At 73.4% G+C, this 15578-nt stretch carries 16 protein-coding genes; 6 read left to right on the top strand and 10 right to left on the bottom strand.

Annotation, left to right across the window (positions count from 1 at the left end; genetic code table 11):
• Window positions 1-61: 61 nt before the first annotated feature.
• From TU30_RS22190 to sigE, 3 genes are all read right to left on the bottom strand, one after another.
• The gene (locus tag TU30_RS22190; RefSeq protein ID WP_042172725.1) at window positions 62-2011 is read right to left on the bottom strand and encodes a S1C family serine protease; all 1950 of its coding nucleotides are present in this window, start codon (window positions 2009-2011) and stop codon (window positions 62-64) included.
• A 172-nt stretch (window positions 2012-2183) separates the two neighbouring features.
• Window positions 2184-3179 carry an anti-sigma factor gene (locus TU30_RS22185; RefSeq protein ID WP_042172723.1) on the bottom strand — a complete coding sequence of 332 codons (996 nt, stop codon included), beginning with the start codon at window positions 3177-3179 and terminating at the stop codon, window positions 2184-2186.
• A complete protein-coding gene (gene sigE, locus TU30_RS22180) occupies window positions 3176-3835 on the bottom strand; it encodes an RNA polymerase sigma factor SigE (protein ID WP_042172856.1) in 660 nt (219 codons plus the stop codon). The genes TU30_RS22185 and sigE overlap by 4 nt, the downstream gene beginning before the upstream one ends.
• Window positions 3836-4111: 276 nt before the next feature.
• On the opposite strand from sigE, the gene TU30_RS22175 reads away from it, so the two are divergent.
• The gene (locus TU30_RS22175; protein WP_078878431.1) at window positions 4112-4810 is read left to right on the top strand and encodes an O-methyltransferase; all 699 of its coding nucleotides are present in this window, start codon (window positions 4112-4114) and stop codon (window positions 4808-4810) included.
• Between the two features lie 115 nt (window positions 4811-4925).
• Here the strand turns inward: TU30_RS22175 and TU30_RS34435 are convergent, their stop codons facing one another.
• Window positions 4926-5093: a DUF3117 domain-containing protein gene (locus TU30_RS34435; RefSeq protein WP_069086806.1), complete on the bottom strand. Its 168-nt coding sequence runs from the start codon at window positions 5091-5093 to the stop codon at window positions 4926-4928.
• Window positions 5094-5471: 378 nt separating this feature from the next.
• On the opposite strand from TU30_RS34435, the gene TU30_RS22170 reads away from it, so the two are divergent.
• A complete protein-coding gene (locus TU30_RS22170) occupies window positions 5472-6275 on the top strand; it encodes an enoyl-CoA hydratase/isomerase family protein (RefSeq protein WP_042172719.1) in 804 nt (267 codons plus the stop codon).
• A 55-nt stretch (window positions 6276-6330) separates the two neighbouring features.
• Here TU30_RS22170 and TU30_RS22165 read toward each other — a convergent pair whose 3' ends face one another.
• Together TU30_RS22165 and TU30_RS22160 are read right to left on the bottom strand one after the other, a co-directional pair.
• Window positions 6331-6915: a DNA-3-methyladenine glycosylase I gene (locus TU30_RS22165; RefSeq protein WP_042172718.1), complete on the bottom strand. Its 585-nt coding sequence runs from the start codon at window positions 6913-6915 to the stop codon at window positions 6331-6333.
• Complete coding sequence (locus TU30_RS22160) at window positions 6912-7274, bottom strand: DivIVA domain-containing protein (RefSeq protein WP_078878429.1); 363 nt, start codon at window positions 7272-7274, stop codon at window positions 6912-6914. The genes TU30_RS22165 and TU30_RS22160 overlap by 4 nt, the downstream gene beginning before the upstream one ends.
• A gap of 161 nt (window positions 7275-7435) precedes the next feature.
• Here TU30_RS22160 and folP point away from each other — a divergent pair, with 161 nt between their 5' ends.
• A complete protein-coding gene (gene folP / locus TU30_RS22155) occupies window positions 7436-8296 on the top strand; it encodes a dihydropteroate synthase (protein ID WP_042172713.1) in 861 nt (286 codons plus the stop codon).
• A 358-nt stretch (window positions 8297-8654) separates the two neighbouring features.
• On the opposite strand, the gene TU30_RS22150 is transcribed toward folP, so the two are convergent.
• Entirely contained in the window at window positions 8655-9413 is a 759-nt protein-coding gene (locus TU30_RS22150) for a TIGR00730 family Rossman fold protein (protein ID WP_042172711.1), read from the bottom strand.
• Window positions 9414-9569: 156 nt separating this feature from the next.
• Entirely contained in the window at window positions 9570-10649 is a 1080-nt protein-coding gene (gene dapE / locus TU30_RS22145) for a succinyl-diaminopimelate desuccinylase (protein WP_042172708.1), read from the bottom strand.
• Between the two features lie 81 nt (window positions 10650-10730).
• On the opposite strand from dapE, the gene TU30_RS22140 reads away from it, so the two are divergent.
• Both TU30_RS22140 and TU30_RS22135 read left to right on the top strand, forming a co-directional pair.
• Window positions 10731-11717: a heavy metal transporter gene (locus TU30_RS22140; protein WP_078878428.1), complete on the top strand. Its 987-nt coding sequence runs from the start codon at window positions 10731-10733 to the stop codon at window positions 11715-11717.
• A gap of 576 nt (window positions 11718-12293) precedes the next feature.
• On the top strand, window positions 12294-12620 hold the full coding sequence (locus TU30_RS22135) for a hypothetical protein (protein ID WP_042172704.1): 327 nt from the start codon (window positions 12294-12296) through the stop codon (window positions 12618-12620).
• 120 nt (window positions 12621-12740) lie between these two features.
• On the opposite strand, the gene TU30_RS22130 is transcribed toward TU30_RS22135, so the two are convergent.
• Entirely contained in the window at window positions 12741-13862 is a 1122-nt protein-coding gene (locus TU30_RS22130; protein ID WP_042172702.1) for a bifunctional succinyldiaminopimelate transaminase/glutamate-prephenate aminotransferase, read from the bottom strand.
• Window positions 13863-14052: 190 nt separating this feature from the next.
• A complete protein-coding gene (gene fdxA / locus TU30_RS22125) occupies window positions 14053-14370 on the bottom strand; it encodes a ferredoxin (RefSeq protein ID WP_042172700.1) in 318 nt (105 codons plus the stop codon).
• A gap of 140 nt (window positions 14371-14510) precedes the next feature.
• On the opposite strand from fdxA, the gene TU30_RS22120 reads away from it, so the two are divergent.
• On the top strand, window positions 14511-15563 hold the full coding sequence (locus TU30_RS22120; RefSeq protein WP_042172698.1) for a GNAT family N-acetyltransferase: 1053 nt from the start codon (window positions 14511-14513) through the stop codon (window positions 15561-15563).
• The last annotated feature ends 15 nt before the right edge of the window (window positions 15564-15578 follow it).

Below are 15578 nucleotides of genomic sequence, written 5' to 3'. Positions count from 1 at the left end.
TGCGGGTGCGGCGAGAGTGCGTGCCGGGGGCGCGCGGCAGGCGCCACTCCCGCCACAGGCCCTAGCCGCCTCCGGAGGAGCCGAGGACGAGCGAGACCTCGCGCTCCGTGCCGTCCCGTTCCAGGGTGAGTTCCAGCCGGTCCCCGGGACGGTGGGCGCGGGTCTTGACGATGAGTTCCTCACCGGAGTGGACGCGCTGCCCGTCGACCTTCGTGATGACGTCGCCGGCCTCGATCCCCGCCCTGTCCCCGGGGCCGCCGCTGCTGACCGGGGGGCCGCCGTCGCTGCCCCTGACGCCGACGCGGGCGCCGTCACCGGCGTAGTCCATGTCCAGGGTGATGCCGATCACCGGGTGGGTCGCCGTGCCGGTGTTGATCAGTTCCTCGGCGACGCGCTTGCCCTGGTTGATCGGGATGGCGAAGCCGAGGCCTATGGAGCCGGCCTGACCACCCTCGGCCTCGTCGCCGCTGCCGGCGGAGCGGATGGCCGAGTTGACGCCGATCACGTGCCCCTCGGCGTCGAGGAGGGGGCCGCCGGAGTTGCCGGGGTTGATCGGGGCGTCGGTCTGCAGGGCGTCGACGTAGGACACGTCACTGCCGTCGCCCTGTCCGCCGCCCGCCGTGATGGGGCGTTCGCGGGCGCTGATGATGCCGGCGGTGACCGTGCCGGCCAGGTCGAAGGGGGCACCGATGGCGACGACGGGGTCGCCCACCTGCGCGTTGTCCGAGTTTCCGAGGGGCAGGGGGGCGAGCCCGCTGACGCCCTTGACCTTCACCACGGCGAGGTCGTAGCCGCTGTCCCGGCCGACGATCGTGGCCTCGGCGGTGTCGCCGCTGTGGAAGGTCACGGTGATCTCGCCGTCGCGTCCGGCGGGCTGCACGACGTGGTCGTTGGTGAGGATGTGTCCGCGGTCGTCGAGCACGAACCCGGTACCGGTGCCCGCCGACGCCGCCCCGCTGACGTGCAGGGTGACGACGCTGGGCAGGGCCTGCGCGGCGATCCCGGCGATGCTTCCGGGTTCCCGTCCGGCGGGCTTGCCCTCGGCCTGCGGGAGTTCCACGGAACCGACGCCGCCGTTGCGCTCCAGCTGGGTGCCGACGATCCCGCCGACGCCGCCGGAGAGGAGCGCGACCACCAGCATGAGGCCGACGAGCACCCTCCTGGCCCGCTTGCGCCGCTGCCCCTCCGTGGCCACCACGCCCCCGGTCTGCTGCAACGGGGCACTCGCCGCGGCGGCGGCCCAGGGGTCGTAACGCCGCCAGGGGTCGGCCGGCACCTGGGCGTCCGCCGCCGGAGCGTCCGGGGCCGGGAACACGGCCGGGGGCGCGGGTTCGGCGGCGAGCGCGGTTGCGGGGTGGCTTGCGTCCGGAGTGCCGGAGGTGGGCACGGCGGGAGCAGCGGGCGTGGGCGTGCCGTGCGGCGGGGTGCCCGGCTCCGGGGACGGCGCCGGAAGCGATGCGTCCTGTGCGGGAGTTGCCACCGCGGGGTGCTGAACCGGGGGCGCGGGCGCCCAGGGCCCCGGCTCACCGTACGGCGGGGTGCTGTAGGGATCGGGGTCGTGCAACGGCCGGAGCTGCTCGGCCCGGCCTTCGAGGACACCGGGCCCGGCAGGCCGTGCGGGCTCCGGAGCAGCGCCGGGTCCACCCGGCCCGGCGACCGCCGCAGGCTCACCAAGGACACCGGACCCGACGGACCCGGCAGGCTCGGCGGACCCGGCGGTCCGTGCGGGTTCCAGGGCCGCGTCGGGCTCACGCGGGTCGGTGGTTCCCGCGGGCTCGACGTCCTCCGGCAGGCCGGGCCCCGTCGTCCCGGCGCTCAGGGGTCGGTGCAGTTCGTAGTCGTCCCCCGTGTCGGCCGGGGCCGTGGCGGGCCGCGCGAGTGCGAAGTCGTCGGAGCCGCCCGACGACGCCGGGCGCTCCAGCTCGAAGTCCCCGCCCCCGTCCCCGCCCGGCTCGGCCGGCTGTTCCCGCTCCCCCGATGGGCCCGCCTTCGGAGGCTTCCCCTCGTTCATGCTCTCCCCACAGCTGGCCGCAGATCGTCGACTCCGTGGCTCCGTACGCCTCCGCGCAGGAACTCTCCTGGTGCGGCGCCCGGCTGCATGGGCCTGGGCGCGCCCCTGGATTCAATCAGGTTCGCACGCCCGTGCGCAGCGGACGCGGTCGGTGCACAGGCCTGCGCACCGGTCAGCGGATGGTGCGGGAGGAGGCGACGGGGGCGGGCGCCGCGGTCGCGCCGGCGGGGGGCGACGAGACGGCGGCGACGGGGAAGGCGCCGGGGGTCTTGAGCCCTGGGGTCGTCTCCCACTCCGACAGGGTCAGCGGCGCTGTCAGCGGGGCCATCGGTGCCCCGCCGGCCATGACGGGAACGGCCGCCAGGGGGCTGTGGCGCCGGGGGGCGGGCGGTGGTACCCCGGGGAGCAGCGGCGCGGACGCCTGGGTCGGGGCGGCCGGGGTGCCGCCCGGCGCGCTCTGGCCCTGCAGCTGGCCCAGCAGCGGGGCGGTGCCCCGGCGTCGCTGGGACTCGGGCGCCGTCGCCGCCGTGCCGCCCTGGGTGCGCAGCGGCGTCACGTTGCTGCCGCTGCCCGAACCGCGGACCTCCGCGTCGGTGGGGGTGACGGTGGCGACACCGCCGAGGGCGATCGCCGCGAGGGACACCGCTCCCGCCGCCGCCGCGGCGAACCGCATCCCGCGCGAGGAGGACCGGTCCTGCTCGTGCCGGCCGACGTCGTGGATGCGGAAGCCCTGGTCCGCCCGGCCCGCGCCCGACGGGGAAGCGAGCAGGGGGGCGGGCCGCCGGGCAGGTGTGTAGGCGAACTCGAACCGCTCGCCGCGCCTGTCGGCCCCGAAGGTTCTGGGCATCCCGCCGAGCTGCACGGGCGGGTCGCCCGGCAGTCCTCCGCCGGCCGACGGCGAGCCGCCGAGGTCGCCGCCCGCGGGAAGTCCCTGGAGACGGGCCAGGAAGCTCTCGGACGGGGGCGGGGGCGCGACCTGTGCGAAGACGTTCTTCAGGCGGCGCTGCGCGTCCACCTCCGACTTGCACTTCGCGCAGGTGGCGACGTGCGCCAGTACGCGCTCACGCGCGTCATGACCGAGCTCCCCGTCCACCAGGGCGGAAAGGCGGTCTCCCAGGTGCTGCTCTGCGAGGTGTCCCTCGGCAGGTTTCGGCCGTGAACCGCTCACGTGCTCGCGCCCCCTCCTCCCAGTGCGGGGACACGCGGCATGAAGGAGCGGCGCTCCGCGCGCGCCTGGGGCGAGCGGTGGGCGAGGGCCTTGCGCAGCTGGGAGCGCCCGCGGTGGATCCGGGACCGGACCGTGCCGAGCTTGACTCCGAGGGTCGCGGCGATCTCCTCGTACGACAGGCCTTCGATGTCGCAGAGGACGACCGCGGCGCGGAACTCGGGCGCGAGCGTGTCGAGGGCCTGCTGGACGTCCGCGTCGAAGTGGGTGTCGTTGAAGACCTGCTGCGGTGTGGGCTCCTTGCTGGGGAGCCGCTCGGCCGCGTCGTCGCCCAGGGAGTCGAAACGGATGCGCTGCTTGCGGCGCACCATGTCCAGGAAGAGGTTGGTGGTAATACGGTGCAGCCAGCCCTCGAAGGTGCCCGGCGTGTACGTCGACAGCGAGCGGAAGACGCGGACGAAGACCTCCTGGGTGAGGTCCTCCGCGTCGTGCTGGTTACCGGTGAGCCGGTAGGCGAGCCGGTAGACCCGGCCGCTGTGCATACTGACGATCTCCTCCCACGTGGGCGGAGTCCACGCCTGCCCGTCCGCGTCGGTGGAGAAGCTCGCGGTCTGGGCCGGGTCAGCGGCGCGGCAGTGGTCAGCAGCTGTGTCGTTCACGGATTTCGGCCTGCCCGCCGATCCGAGGAAGCGCCTCAGCACTCCCCCCCGATCCATAGGCGCAGCCGCACCTCCCCTATCGGCTCTGATGGTGTCCGGTGGAGCCCCTACCATAGCCACCTCGCCCGTTAGCTCCGGATAAGCGGTTTTACGAGAATTTGATGCGGGCTGCCACGGCTCGTGCGCCTGCGTCAGTACTTGCTCGGTGTCCTCGCTCATTCGCCCACCCCCTCCACGGCACACGCCGCTCGCTCTTCCCTGTGAACGACCGGTCCCATCAGTGGGTTCCCCGCGTCAACGGATAAAGTCACGCCGAGGCAACCACGGGGACAGGAGAGGGTCATTACCGCCAACCGGCAGACGAGCTGGGCGTTCGCGGACGCCTATGTCGCCGAGGACGAGGCGCTGCACTGGGCCCGGGACCGGGCCCGTGAGGCAGGGCTGCGCTCGGTGTCGCCCGGTACGGGTGCGGCCCTGCGGTTGCTCGCGGCCACCGTGGACGCCAAGGCGGTCGCGGAGATCGGCACCGGCTGCGGCGTCTCCGGGATCCACCTGCTGCACGGCATGCGGCCGGACGGCGTGCTGACCACGGTCGACCAGGAGCCGGAGCACCAGCAGTCGGCCCGCCAGGCCTTCCGCACGGCGGGCTTCGCCGCCAACAGGGCCCGCTTCATCCCGGGCCGGGCGCTGGACGTCCTGCCCCGTCTCGCGGACTCCGGCTACGACCTCGTCTTCTGCGACGGCGACCGGCTCGAGTACCAGGACTATCTCGCCGAGTCGTTGCGTCTGCTGCGTCCGGGAGGCCTGGTCGCCTTCGAGGGGGTCTTCGCGAACGGCCGGACGGTGGACTCCGGTCCGCAGCCCACCGAGGTGCTGCGGCTGCGGGAACTGGTGCGGGCCCTGCGCGAGAGCCAGGAGATGGTGTCGTCGCTGCTGCCCGTGGGGGACGGACTGCTCTGCGCGGTGAAGCGGTAGCGGACGTCCGCGGGTGTCCGGTGGTGGACCCCGCCCCTCCTCCGGCCTGTGCAGACAGTCGCCCCGGTGCCGCATGCGGCACCGGGGCGACTGAAGGGGTATGGTCGCTTGCGCGTCAGCCGACGACCTTCTTGAGGGCGTCGCCGAGCGCGCCGGCCTCATCCGGGGTCAGCTCGACGACGAGCCGACCGCCGCCTTCGAGCGGAACGCGCATGACGATGCCCCGCCCCTCCTTGGTCACCTCGAGCGGGCCATCACCCGTCCGCGGCTTCATGGCCGCCATGCTCGTTCCCCTTCCTGAAACCCAGCTCAACCGTCTAGCCGACGGCCCACTGAAGGGCACCTGCGGTCCTTGAAGCAGGACACACGCCACCGGCATCGAACACATTGCTTCCAGACCATTATCCCGCATCTCAGGACCCGATGACCAACATCGGTCGGCATCGCTTGGGCAACGCGCGCGAGCAAAACCACCCAATTCGGCGATGTGGCTGCGACACTGCGCCACCGCACACCGCCCCACCGACGGAAAACGCACCGGAATTCTTTGACGCAGGTCACATGCGGGCTCCGCTCCACCGCCGTCGATCTCCGTCATGCTGTCCTGCACAGGGACGTACTGACGAGTAGGTCCACGAGCTGCGACGCGGAGGGACACACCATGGCCGACACCGTGCTCTACGAGGTGAGCGACGGACTCGCGACGATCACGCTGAACCGCCCGGAGGCGATGAACGCGCTGAACGTGGCGGCGAAGGTCGCGCTCCGGGACGCGGTCCTGGCCGCCGCGGACGACGACGGCGTACGGGCCGTGCTGCTGACCGCGGCCGGCGGCCGGGCGTTCTGTGTCGGGCAGGACCTCAAGGAGCACATCGGGCTGCTGGCCGCCGACCGCGAGGACGGCGGCCGGCGCACGATGAGCACGGTGCGCGAGCACTACAACCCGATCGTGAAGGCGCTCGCCGGGGCCGCGAAACCGGTGGTCGCCGCGGTGAACGGGGTCGCGGCCGGGGCGGGCTTCGGCTTCGCGCTGGCGGCGGACTACCGGATCGTGGCCGACACGGCGGCGTTCAACACGTCGTTCGCCGGGGTCGCGCTGACCGCCGACTCCGGGATCTCCTGGACGCTGCCGCGGGTCGTCGGCCCGGGCCGCGCCACCGACCTGCTGCTCTTCCCCCGCAGCATCACGGCCCAGGAGGCGTACGACCTCGGGATCGCGAACCGGCTGGTCCCGGCCGCCGACCTGCGCGCGGAGGCCCGGAAGACGGCGCGGGCGCTGGCCGCGGGACCGACGGTGGCGTACGCGGCGCTGAAGGAGTCGGTGGCGTACGGGCTCACCCACTCCCTGGAGGAGGCCCTGGAGAAGGAGGACGAGCTCCAGACCCGGGCAGGTGCCTCCGAGGACCACACGATCGCCGTGCAGGCCTTCGTCAACAAGGAGAAGCCGAAGTACCAGGGGCGCTGACCGGGGAACGGAAGGTGCCGGGCGGCCCGCGGCGGGGGCCGCCCGCCTCCGCGGCTCAGGTCCGTCGGGCCACGCAGTCCTTCAGGTGGTCGTCGACCAGGCCGCAGGCCTGCATCAGCGCGTACGCCGTGGTCGGGCCGACGAAGCGCAGGCCCTGCTTCTTCAGGGCCTTGGACAGCGCCGTCGACTCGGGGGTGACCGCGGGGACGTCGGTGAGGGCCGCCGGGGCCGGGCGGCCGGCCGGGTCGGGGGCGTGCGACCAGATCAGGGCGTCCAGGTCGCCGGGCGCCCACCCGGCCAGCACCCGCGCGTTGCCCAGGGTCGCGTCGATCTTGGCGCGATTGCGGATGATGCCGGCGTCGGCGAGCAGACGCTCCCGGTCGGCGTCGGTGAACTCCGCGACGGCCGCGATCCGGAAGCCGGCGAAGGCGGTACGGAAGCCGGCACGGCGGCGCAGGATCGTGAGCCACGACAGGCCGGACTGGAAGGCCTCCAGGCTGAGGCGCTCGAACAGGGCGTCGTCCCCGTGGACCGGGCGGCCCCACTCCTCGTCGTGGTAGGCGATGTAGTCCTCGGTGGACAGGGCCCAGGGGCAGCGCGGAGCGCCGTCCGGGCCGGCGAGGGCGGCTTTGTCGGTCACGGCTGGTCTCCCTCCTGGCGGGCGTCGGGCTTGTCCGGGGCGATGTGGGCCGCGACGGCACGGGCACCGGCCAGCGCGGACTCCATGTCGGCGATCCGGGCGTCGCGCTCGGCGAGTTCGGCGCCGAGGCGGCTCAGCGCGTCGTCCACGTCGGCCATGCGGTAGCCGCGGGCGGCGAGCGGGAAGCGGAGGGCGTCCACGTCCGCGCGGCTGACCGGGCGGTCCAGCGGCAGGGTGTCCCTCAGGCGGTCGGGGTCCGCGTCGGGCAGCGGGCCGCTCTCCCCGCCGCCCACCACCGCGAGGGTCACCGCGGCGACCACGACGGCGAGCGCGACGACCAGGAACAGGAACATAACCATCGCTGAGGTCCCCAGGGTTGGATCGGGAGGGTTGAGTCGGGCCGGAGTCGGATGTGTGGCTCCGATCGTGCCATGCGAGTCTGACAGTCGGGATCGCAGACGGCCGGGTACGGCCGCGGACCGGACCCGACGAGGAACCGAACGAGGAGAGGTCTCAGGGGATGCTCAGGCTGGGCAGGCGGGAATTCGCACCGCACGAGCCGGTGATCATGGCGATCGTGAACCGGACCCCGGACTCCTTCTACGACCGGGGCGCGACCTTCCGCGACGAACCGGCGCTCGCACGCGTGGAGCAGGCGGTGGCCGAGGGCGCCGCGATCATCGACGTCGGCGGGGTGAAGGCCGGGCCGGGCGAGGAGGTGTCCGCCGAGGAGGAGGCGCGGCGGACGGTCGGTTTCGTCGCCGAGGTGCGGCGGCGCTTCCCGGACGTCGTGATCAGTGTGGACACCTGGCGGCACGAGGTCGGCGAGGCCGTGTGCGAGGCGGGGGCGGATGTACTGAACGATGCCTGGGGCGGGGTCGATCCGCGGCTCGCGGAGGTCGCCGCGCGGTACGGCGCCGGGCTGGTGTGCACCCACGCGGGAGGCGCGCCGCCGCGGACCCGGCCGCACCGGGTGGAGTACGAGGACGTGATGGCCGACATCCTGGAACGGACGCTGGGGCTGGCGGAGCGTGCGGTGTCCCTGGGTGTGCCGCGGGAGTCGGTGATGATCGACCCCGGGCACGACTTCGGCAAGAACACCCGGCACAGTCTCGAGGCGACGCGGCGGCTGGACGAGATGGTCGCCACCGGGTGGCCTGTGCTGGTGTCGCTGTCCAACAAGGACTTCGTCGGCGAGACGTTGGACCGGCCGGTCAGGGAGCGGCTGCTGGGGACGTTGGCGACGACCGCGGTGTCGGCGTGGTTGGGGGCGCGGGTGTACCGGGTGCACGAGGTGGCGGAGACGCGGCAGGTGCTGGACATGGTGGCGTCGATCGCGGGCCATCGCCCGCCGGCGGTGGCCCGGCGGGGGCTGGCGTAGGGCTCCGCCCCGGGGGGAACGGTCCTGCCCCTACGCCCACTTCGTCCGCCCCGCCCCCGGACCCCGGGCAGAGGGCTCCACCCCGGACCCCGCCGAGAACTCCGCCCCTGGAACCCGGCCTGTGCCCCCCACCACCCGACTCGGCCGGTCGAAAGGTGATCCGAAAACCACCCGGGCCCCTCCCGGCAGGCGGCCGGTCGGAAGGTGGACCGGAGACCGCGCCCGCCCACACCGGTAGTCGGCCGGCCGGAAAGCCGTCCGAAAACCACCCGGGCCCACCCCGACACTCGGCCGATCGAGAAATGGACCGGGGGCCGCGCCCGCCCGCGTCGGCTTCCGGTCGGTCAAGGGGCGGTCCTCAGCGGCCCGCTTCCTTCGAGACCAGGGCCACCGCTTCCTCCACGTCGTCCGTGACGTGGATGAGGAGGAGGTCCTTGTCGGCTGCCTTGCCCTGGGCGATGACCGTGTTGCGCAGCCAGTCGACCAGGCCGCCCCAGTACTCGGTGCCGAACAGGACGATGGGGAACTGGGTGATCTTCTGCGTCTGGACCAGGGTCAGCGCCTCGAAGAGTTCGTCGAGGGTGCCGAGGCCGCCGGGCAGGACGACGAAGCCCTGCGAGTACTTGACGAACATCAGCTTGCGGACGAAGAAGTACCGGAAGTTCAGGCCGATGTCGACGTAGCTGTTGAGCCCCTGTTCGAAGGGCAGCTCGATGCCGAGGCCGACCGAGACGCCGTTGGCTTCGCAGGCGCCCTTGTTGGCCGACTCCATGGCCCCGGGGCCGCCGCCGGTGATGACGGCGAAGCCCGCCTCGACCAGGCCCCGGCCGAGTCGGACGCCGGCCTCGTACTCCGGTGAGTCCACCGGGGTGCGTGCCGAGCCGAAGACGCTGATGGCGGGCGGCAGCTCGGCGAGGGTGCCGAAGCCCTCGATGAACTCCGCCTGGATGCGCAGCACCCGCCAGGGGTCGGTGTGCACCCAGTCCGAGGGCGCGCGCCCGTCCAGCAGCCGCTGGTCCGTGGTGCTCGCCTGGACCTGGCCCCGCCTGCGGAGCACCGGACCCAGCCGCCGCTCCTCCGGTGGGCTCTGCTTGCCCTCGGGGTTGCCAGTAGCCATATGTGCTCCCTCCGGTTGCGGTCTCCCCCGCTCGGAAGAGGTCGAGGTCCGGGGGAGAGGTCGTTCCACTTCAGCGTAGATCCACACGGGTTACGTCTGGGGGACGTCAGCATGTCCGCGGGGAAGCGTTCCAAACGCCCTGGCAGGGCGGCGTACTCACGCGGTCAGCCAGGTCCGCAGCCGCTCCTCCCCCGCGACGATCTTCGCCGTCTCCACGCGTTCGTCCCGCTTGTGCGCCAAGTGCGGGTTGCCGGGGCCGTAGTTGACGGCCGGGACGCCGAGCGCGGAGAAGCGGGAGACGTCCGTCCAGCCGTACTTGGGCTGCGGGGTGCCGCCCACCGCCTCGATGAAGGCGGCCGCGGCCGGGTGGGAGAGGCCGGGCAGGGCCGCGCCGCTGTGGTCGTCGACGACGAACTCGCTCACGCCGCAGTCGGCGAAGACCTCGCGGACGTGGGCGAGGGCGTCGGCCTCCGAGCGGTCGGGGGCGTAGCGGAAGTTGACGGTGACGACGCACTCGTCGGGGATGACGTTGCCGGCCACGCCCCCGGAGATGCCCACCGCGTTCAGGCCCTCGCGGTACTCCAGGCCGTCGATCACCGGGTGACGCGGCTCGTAGGAGGCGAGGCGGGCGAGGACGGGGGACGCCGCGTGGATCGCGTTGGAGCCCATCCAGGCGCGCGCGGAGTGGGCACGTTCGCCGGTGGTCTTCAGGAGCACCCGGAGCGTGCCCTGGCAGCCGCCCTCGACCTGGCCGTCGGAGGGCTCGAGGAGGACCGCGAAGTCGCCCTCCAGCCAGTCGGGGCGCTGCTCGGCGACGTGCTTGAGGCCGTTGAGGTCCGCGTCGACTTCTTCGTTGTCGTAGAAGATGAAGGTCAGGTCCCGGTTGGGCTCGGGGACGGTGGCCGCGATGCGCAGCTGGACGGCCACGCCCGCCTTCATGTCGCAGGTTCCGCAGCCCCACAGCACGCCGTCCTCGTCGAGCCGGGAGGGGACGTTGTCCGCGATCGGGACCGTGTCGATGTGACCGGCGAGGATCACGCGCTCCTCGCGCCCCAGGTTCGTACGGGCCACGACGTTGTTGCCGTACCGGTCGACCGTGAGGTGCGGCAGGGAGCGCAGGGCGGATTCGATCGCGTCCGCGAGTGGCTTCTCCGTGCCGCTGACGGACGGGAAGTCGACGAGCCGCGCGGTCAGAAGCGCCGCGTCCAGGGTGAGGTCAAGCGGGGTGTCGGCCATGCCGACGACCCTAACGCGCTGGTCCGGGCGTACTGTCCACACCCGGCGCACACGCCTCGTACTCTCCAGTACCTTGTACGCGTGTCAGAGTCACCGCCTCCTTCCAAGCGTCGTGGCCGCTTCTTCCGCTTCGGGGCGGCCTCCGTGGTCCTCCTCGGAGTCGCCGGCTACCTGGTGGTCCAGTACGACACGGGCGGCGGTCCGAGCGGGCCGGGCTGCCGGGTCGTGTCCGCCAAGGGCGACGGGGCCACGTACGAGTTCACCCCCGAGCAGGCGGTGAACGCGGCGACGATCACGGCCGTGGGCACCGCGCGCGACCTGCCCGAGCGGGCCGTGACGATCGCGCTGGCGACCGCCCTCCAGGAGTCGGCGCTGCGCAACATCGACTTCGGGGACCGTGACTCGCTCGGCCTGTTCCAGCAGCGGCCCTCGCAGGGCTGGGGCACGCCGAAGGAGATCATGGACCCGGCGTACTCGGCGGGGAAGTTCTACGACGGTCTGGAGGAGGTGCCGGGGTACACCCGGCTGCCGCTCACCGTCGCCGCCCAGCGGGTACAGCTCAGCGGCTTCCCGCAGGCGTACGCCAAGCACGAGCCGGATGCCACCCTGCTGGCCGCCGCTCTCACCGGCCGCCGTTCGGCGGCCACCCTGACCTGCGAGGGCCGCCCGGCGGCGACCCGCGCGGCGGGGACGGACGCGGTACGGGACGCGCTGGCCCGGGACTTCGGGCGGGACGCCCTGGAGCCGGCCGGTGCCGAGGTCGGCGATCCGGCGAGCCCCTCCCCCGCTCCCGGGGACGAAGGCGCCGGCTCGGACGGGCGGACCATGACGCTGCCGGTCTCCACCGAGGCGGATCCCGGCCGCAAGGGCAGGGAGCGGGGCTGGCAGCTGGCGCACTGGGCCGTGGCCAACGCCTCCGCGCTGCACATCGAGCGGGTGTCGTACGCGGGGGAGGAGTGGACCGCCGGGGACGACGGCCGGTGGAGCCCGGCCGACGGCGGGGACGGCAAGAACTCCGCGGGCCCGGACGGCGGTGCGGACGCGGTCCGGATCACGACCGCGCGGTAGTCGCGCGGAGCGCGTCCCCCGTCGTGGTGTACCCGGTCATGACCCGCCACCTGCCGCCTCCGGTCCGGGGCCGGCGGGCGCGTCCCGCCGGGAGGGCACCCGGCGGTCGGTCGTCGCCGGTCCCGGCTCCGCGGGCCCGGGCGGGGCACCGGCGAAGGCGGTCGGTGTCGCGCCCGGTGTGCCGCTCGATCGGCCTCACCACGTGGCGGGGCGCCACCCCGCGCGGCCGCCCCGCGAAGTGGCCCGCACGGCCACCCGCACAGTTGCCCGACGGACCGCTCCCAGGGGTTGCCCCGAGGGGCGCGCCGTTGACGAGGTGAGCGGATTTCCGCGTCCCCTCCCCCGGCTCGGCGTACTCCTGGGGGTTTGGGCGCTGTAACCATTCGGCAACCCATCGAACAATGCACCGTTCGTCCGCTTTTCGGCACATCTGATCATGTGACACATTACCAACTCTTTACGTCGCCGCACCGCAACCTTCCCGCCCTTCGAGCGGTAGTCACGGCGTCCGAGCCCGGAGACCGATCACCGGGTCCGGCTGGACGTCCCACCGTTCTCTCCCGCCGAAGGAGCACCATGTCCCTCCCCCTGACCCGTCGGATCGCCCGTGCCGCGCTGCTCGTCGCCGCCGGAGCGGCCGCCGGGGTCGGTGCGGCCGGTTCCGCCGGCGCGGCCCCCGAACTGCCGGCCACCCCGAGCGTCGGCGGCCTGACCGTCCTGGACGGGGCCGGCGCGACCGGCGCCGTGGACGACGCGGCGCACACCGTCACCGACACCGCGGGCAACTCCGGCGGCCAGGCACTCGAGCAGGCCGCCGGGGACGCGCTGCCGACCGACGCCGTCGGTCTGGACGGCGTGCCGACCGCCCGAACCCTCCCGGCCACGGCGCTGCCGCTCGGCTGACCCGTCCGGATCCACGGAGATCCACAGGGATCCCCGTGGATCCGGACGGACCGCACGAACGCCGTCGGGGCCCGGGAAGAACCCGGGCCCCGACGGCGCCGGCGTCTCCGCTCCCCCGCGTCACGCCTTCAGGCGTTCCACCGCCGCCCGTACCCGCTCGTCCGTGGCGGTGAGGGCGACGCGCACGAACCGCTCGCCGGCCGGGCCGTAGAAGTCGCCCGGTGCGACCAGGATGCCGCGCTCGGCGAGGCGGGCCACCGTCTCCCAGCAGGACTCGTCGCGGGTGGCCCACAGGTAGAGCCCGCCCTCGCTGTGCTCGATGCGGAAGCCGTGCCCGAGGAGGGCCATCCGCAGCGCGGTGCGGCGGGCCGTGTAGCGCTCGCGCTGGACGCGGACGTGGTCGTCGTCGCCCAGGGCCGCCACCATGGCCGCCTGGGTGGGCGCCGAGGTCATCATGCCGCCGTGCTTGCGGATCTGCAGCAGCGGGCCGAGGACGGCGGGGTCGCCGGCCAGGAAGGCGGCGCGGTAGCCCGCGAGGTTGGACCGCTTGGACAGCGAGTGGACGGCGACGATGCCGTCGTACGAGCCGCCGTTGACGTCCGGGTGCAGCACCGAGACCGGTTCGGTGTCCCAGCCCAGTTCGAGGTAGCACTCGTCGGAGAAGACGAGGACGCCGTGCTCGCGGGCCCAGGCGACGATACGGGTCAGCTCCGCCTTGGAGAGCACCTGGCCCGTGGGGTTGGACGGGGAGTTCAGCCAGAGGAGTTTCAGGCCGGCCGGGTCCAGCCCGGTCGGGCCCGGCGCGTCGGCGCCCGGTGTCAGCGAGTACGCCTGGTACTCCGCGCGGGCCAGGCGGGCGCCGACCTCGTACGTCGGATAGGCCAGGCGCGGGTACGCCACCCGGTCGCCGGGGCCGAGACCCAGCTGGGTGGGGAGCCAGGCGACCAGTTCCTTGGAGCCGACGACCGGCAGTACGTGGTGGTGGGTGAGGTCACGGGCGCCCAGGCGGCGCTCCCCCCAGCGGGTGAGCGCGTCGCGCAGTTCCGGGGCGCCCCAGACCGTGGGATAGCCGGGGGAGTCCGCGGCGGCGATCAGGGCCTTCTGGATCGGCTCGGGGACCGGGTCGACGGGGGTGCCGACGGAGAGGTCGACGATACCGTCGGGGTGCGCGGCGGCCGTCTTCTTGTAGGGCTCCAGCTTGTCCCAGGGGAAGGTGGGCAGCCGGTCGGAGACTGCGGACACGGGTTCTCGCTCACTTTCTGGTACGGCAAACGCCTCGGCCCCGTACGGCGTCGGCCAGGGCCTGATCGGACCGATCAGGCTGACCGGGCGCCGTACGGAACCGAGGCGGCACAGGTTCACGCACCACTCGCGCGGCGACGGCGTCCCCGGGTGTGTCGCACACCCCGGGACGCGTCACGCGAGCGGCGTCCTAGGCCTGCGGCGGCAGCGCGGCGATGAACGGGTGGTCGCGCTCGATCAGCCCGAGCTTGCTGGCGCCGCCGGGTGAGCCGAGGTCGTCGAAGAACTCGACGTTGGCCTTGTAGTAGTCCTTCCACTCCTCGGGAGTGTCGTCCTCGTAGAAGATGGCCTCGACCGGACAGACCGGTTCACAGGCGCCGCAGTCGACGCATTCGTCCGGGTGGATGTACAAGGACCGCCGGCCCTCGTAGATGCAGTCGACCGGGCACTCCTCGATGCACGCCTTGTCCTTCACGTCGACACAAGGCTGCGCGATGACGTAGGTCACGCTGTCGTTCCTCCTCGATAGGGCGCTGGCGGGCCTCCTCAGGCTCCGCCGCCTGGCGCGCGGGAGCGCGGCGTCGTCGATGCCCGCCCCTAGTATCTCCGTTCTTGGGCACGATCCGAACAGGAGGGGTGGACCGACCTGTGGAAATATCCGCCGCCGGACGTCTCGAGGTCCGTGTCACCACTGCTGACGTGGGCAAACGGGTCTCCGTACGGAGCTTGATCGAACATGGTCCCCCGGGTGAGAAGTTCACCGACGCCGTCGGAGTTCTCACATCATGGGACAGCGGTGTGCTGCGGATCACACGCAAGAACGGCGAGAGCGTCCTCGTCCGGGAGTCAGCGCTGGTCGCGGGCAAGGTGATCCCGTCCGCACCAGCCCGCCGACGCGGTCCGGCCGCCTCGTACGAGGAGCTGGCGCGGGTCGCCGCGCGGGCGTGGCGGCCCGTGGAGAGCGAGTCGCTGGGCTCCTGGGAGCTGCGGGCGGCAGCCGGGTTCACCCGCCGGGCCAACTCGGTGCTGCCGCTCGGCGACCCGGGCGTGGAGCTGGACGAGGCGCTGACGGCCGTGCGGCGTTGGTACGCCGGGCGCGGGCTGCCCGCCTACGTGCAGACGGCGACCGGCGCCGAGGGTACGCAGGAGGCGCTGGGCGCGGAGCTGGAGCGGCGGGGCTGGGTGCGGGAGGTGACCGCCGAGCTGTGGGTCGGCGGGCTCGCGCCGGTCGCCGACCTGGTACCGGAGCGGTCCGGCGCGGAATCCGCCGGGGCGGACGTGGTCCTGTCCCGGGAGGCCGACGGGGCGTGGCTGGCGCGCTACCAGCGCCGGGGCCTGAGCGAGGTCGCCCTGAAGGTGCTGGGCAGCGGCCCGTCGGTGTGGTTCGCGACCGTGCCGGGAGGCGACGGGGGTGGCCGTCCCGCGGCCATCGGGCGGTGTGTCGTGGACGGGCGGTGGGCCGGTTTCGCGGCCGTCGAGGTGGATCCGGCGCTGCGGCGGCGCGGGCTGGCGACCGCCGTGATGGCCGCGCTGGCCCGGCGGGCGCTCGACGAGGGCGCGTCGGCCGCCTGGCTCCAGGTGGAGGCCGACAACGCGGGAGCGCGCGCCCTGTACGAGAGGATGGGGTTCGCCGCACATCACTTCTACCATCACTACCGTGCGCCCCGGTCCTCGGCTCCGGCCGGTGACGGGTCGCTCTGAGAGGGCACGGACCGG

Origin of the sequence: Streptomyces sp. NBRC 110035, from assembly GCF_000829695.1 — a bacterium.
Taxonomy (GTDB): domain Bacteria; phylum Actinomycetota; class Actinomycetes; order Streptomycetales; family Streptomycetaceae; genus Streptomyces.
The sequence above is the reverse complement of the archived record's forward strand: the minus strand, read 5'-3'. Positions and strand labels throughout refer to the sequence as shown.

Excerpts from the sequence above, each read along its gene's own strand:
- TU30_RS22150 (WP_042172711.1), bottom strand. The coding sequence starts at position 9,413 with ATGGCTACTGGCAACCCCGAGGGCAAGCAGAGCCCACCGGAGGAGCGG.
- folP (WP_042172713.1), top strand. The coding sequence starts at position 7,436 with ATGCTCAGGCTGGGCAGGCGGGAATTCGCACCGCACGAGCCGGTGATC.
- TU30_RS34435 (WP_069086806.1), bottom strand. The coding sequence starts at position 5,093 with ATGGCGGCCATGAAGCCGCGGACGGGTGATGGCCCGCTCGAGGTGACC.
- TU30_RS22135 (WP_042172704.1), top strand. The coding sequence starts at position 12,294 with ATGTCCCTCCCCCTGACCCGTCGGATCGCCCGTGCCGCGCTGCTCGTC.
- TU30_RS22190 (WP_042172725.1), bottom strand. The coding sequence starts at position 2,011 with ATGAACGAGGGGAAGCCTCCGAAGGCGGGCCCATCGGGGGAGCGGGAA.
- TU30_RS22160 (WP_078878429.1), bottom strand. The coding sequence starts at position 7,274 with ATGGTTATGTTCCTGTTCCTGGTCGTCGCGCTCGCCGTCGTGGTCGCC.
- TU30_RS22170 (WP_042172719.1), top strand. The coding sequence starts at position 5,472 with ATGGCCGACACCGTGCTCTACGAGGTGAGCGACGGACTCGCGACGATC.
- dapE (WP_042172708.1), bottom strand. The coding sequence starts at position 10,649 with ATGGCCGACACCCCGCTTGACCTCACCCTGGACGCGGCGCTTCTGACC.